Origin of the sequence: Arthrobacter sp. SIMBA_036 (assembly GCF_046535135.1) — a bacterium.
Lineage (GTDB): Bacteria > Actinomycetota > Actinomycetes > Actinomycetales > Micrococcaceae > Arthrobacter.
On the sequence record NZ_JAWRXG010000029.1, the window covers coordinates 1 to 2,000 of the forward strand.

The 2,000-nt window shown below is 52.0% G+C and carries 2 protein-coding genes and 1 pseudogene; 2 read left to right on the forward strand and 1 reads right to left on the reverse strand.

Going from position 1 to position 2,000, the window contains the following annotated elements:
- On the reverse strand, positions 1-444 hold a 444-nt coding region (locus SB659_RS18965; RefSeq protein WP_410551509.1), incomplete at its 3' end, for a hypothetical protein.
- Positions 445-554: 110 nt separating this feature from the next.
- On the opposite strand from SB659_RS18965, the pseudogene SB659_RS18970 reads away from it, so the two are divergent.
- Both SB659_RS18970 and SB659_RS18975 read left to right on the forward strand, forming a co-directional pair.
- A pseudogene (locus SB659_RS18970) lies at positions 555-839 on the forward strand (MFS transporter); the annotation flags it as partial.
- Between the two features lie 79 nt (positions 840-918).
- A partial coding sequence (locus SB659_RS18975) for a DNA-binding transcriptional repressor LacI (RefSeq protein ID WP_000805902.1) occupies positions 919-2,000 on the forward strand: 1,082 nt, incomplete at its 3' end.

Here is a 2,000-nt window from a genome sequence, read left to right on the forward strand (position 1 = left end):
ATTAATTTTATCCCAAATTTTTTTGCCAAAACGATATTTAAACACTTTACCTTCATTTTCCGGTGCTGCCGGATCTTTCACAACCAGAATATTTGCCCAATAGCTGGTTTTGCGTTTAACCAGGCTATATTCTTTATTATCGGTATTATACAGATCATTTTTACTAATATACTGACACACCGGACAAGAATCATAATCGCCGTGGGTACTACTACAGGTTTCAATATACCATTTGCCATTTTTTTTAAAGCCATGATTAACCAGAATTGCAAACGGTGCCTGTTCATCATTTTTAGACGGCAGAAAGCGAATAACTGCCTGACCATTACCTGCATTATCCAGTTTCAGTTTCCATTCGCCTTTATCTTCTGAGCTAAAGCCTTTATTACCATTCAGTTTTGCCATCTGTGCTGCCAGTTCTGCGGTTGATTTACGTTTAAACATATGTATATCTCCTTCTTAAAGTTAAACAAAATTATTTCTAGAGGGGAATTGTTATCCGCTCACAATTCCCCTATAGTGAGTCGTATTAATTTCGCGGGATCGAGATCTCGATCCTCTACGCCGGACGCATCGTGGCCGGCATCACCGGCGCCACAGGTGCGGTTGCTGGCGCCTATATCGCCGACATCACCGATGGGGAAGATCGGGCTCGCCACTTCGGGCTCATGAGCGCTTGTTTCGGCGTGGGTATGGTGGCAGGCCCCGTGGCCGGGGGACTGTTGGGCGCCATCTCCTTGCATGCACCATTCCTTGCGGCGGCGGTGCTCAACGGCCTCAACCTACTACTGGGCTGCTTCCTAATGCAGGAGTCGCATAAGGGAGAGCGTCGAGATCCCGGACACCATCGAATGGCGCAAAACCTTTCGCGGTATGGCATGATAGCGCCCGGAAGAGAGTCAATTCAGGGTGGTGAATGTGAAACCAGTAACGTTATACGATGTCGCAGAGTATGCCGGTGTCTCTTATCAGACCGTTTCCCGCGTGGTGAACCAGGCCAGCCACGTTTCTGCGAAAACGCGGGAAAAAGTGGAAGCGGCGATGGCGGAGCTGAATTACATTCCCAACCGCGTGGCACAACAACTGGCGGGCAAACAGTCGTTGCTGATTGGCGTTGCCACCTCCAGTCTGGCCCTGCACGCGCCGTCGCAAATTGTCGCGGCGATTAAATCTCGCGCCGATCAACTGGGTGCCAGCGTGGTGGTGTCGATGGTAGAACGAAGCGGCGTCGAAGCCTGTAAAGCGGCGGTGCACAATCTTCTCGCGCAACGCGTCAGTGGGCTGATCATTAACTATCCGCTGGATGACCAGGATGCCATTGCTGTGGAAGCTGCCTGCACTAATGTTCCGGCGTTATTTCTTGATGTCTCTGACCAGACACCCATCAACAGTATTATTTTCTCCCATGAAGACGGTACGCGACTGGGCGTGGAGCATCTGGTCGCATTGGGTCACCAGCAAATCGCGCTGTTAGCGGGCCCATTAAGTTCTGTCTCGGCGCGTCTGCGTCTGGCTGGCTGGCATAAATATCTCACTCGCAATCAAATTCAGCCGATAGCGGAACGGGAAGGCGACTGGAGTGCCATGTCCGGTTTTCAACAAACCATGCAAATGCTGAATGAGGGCATCGTTCCCACTGCGATGCTGGTTGCCAACGATCAGATGGCGCTGGGCGCAATGCGCGCCATTACCGAGTCCGGGCTGCGCGTTGGTGCGGATATCTCGGTAGTGGGATACGACGATACCGAAGACAGCTCATGTTATATCCCGCCGTTAACCACCATCAAACAGGATTTTCGCCTGCTGGGGCAAACCAGCGTGGACCGCTTGCTGCAACTCTCTCAGGGCCAGGCGGTGAAGGGCAATCAGCTGTTGCCCGTCTCACTGGTGAAAAGAAAAACCACCCTGGCGCCCAATACGCAAACCGCCTCTCCCCGCGCGTTGGCCGATTCATTAATGCAGCTGGCACGACAGGTTTCCCGACTGGAAAGCGGGCAGTG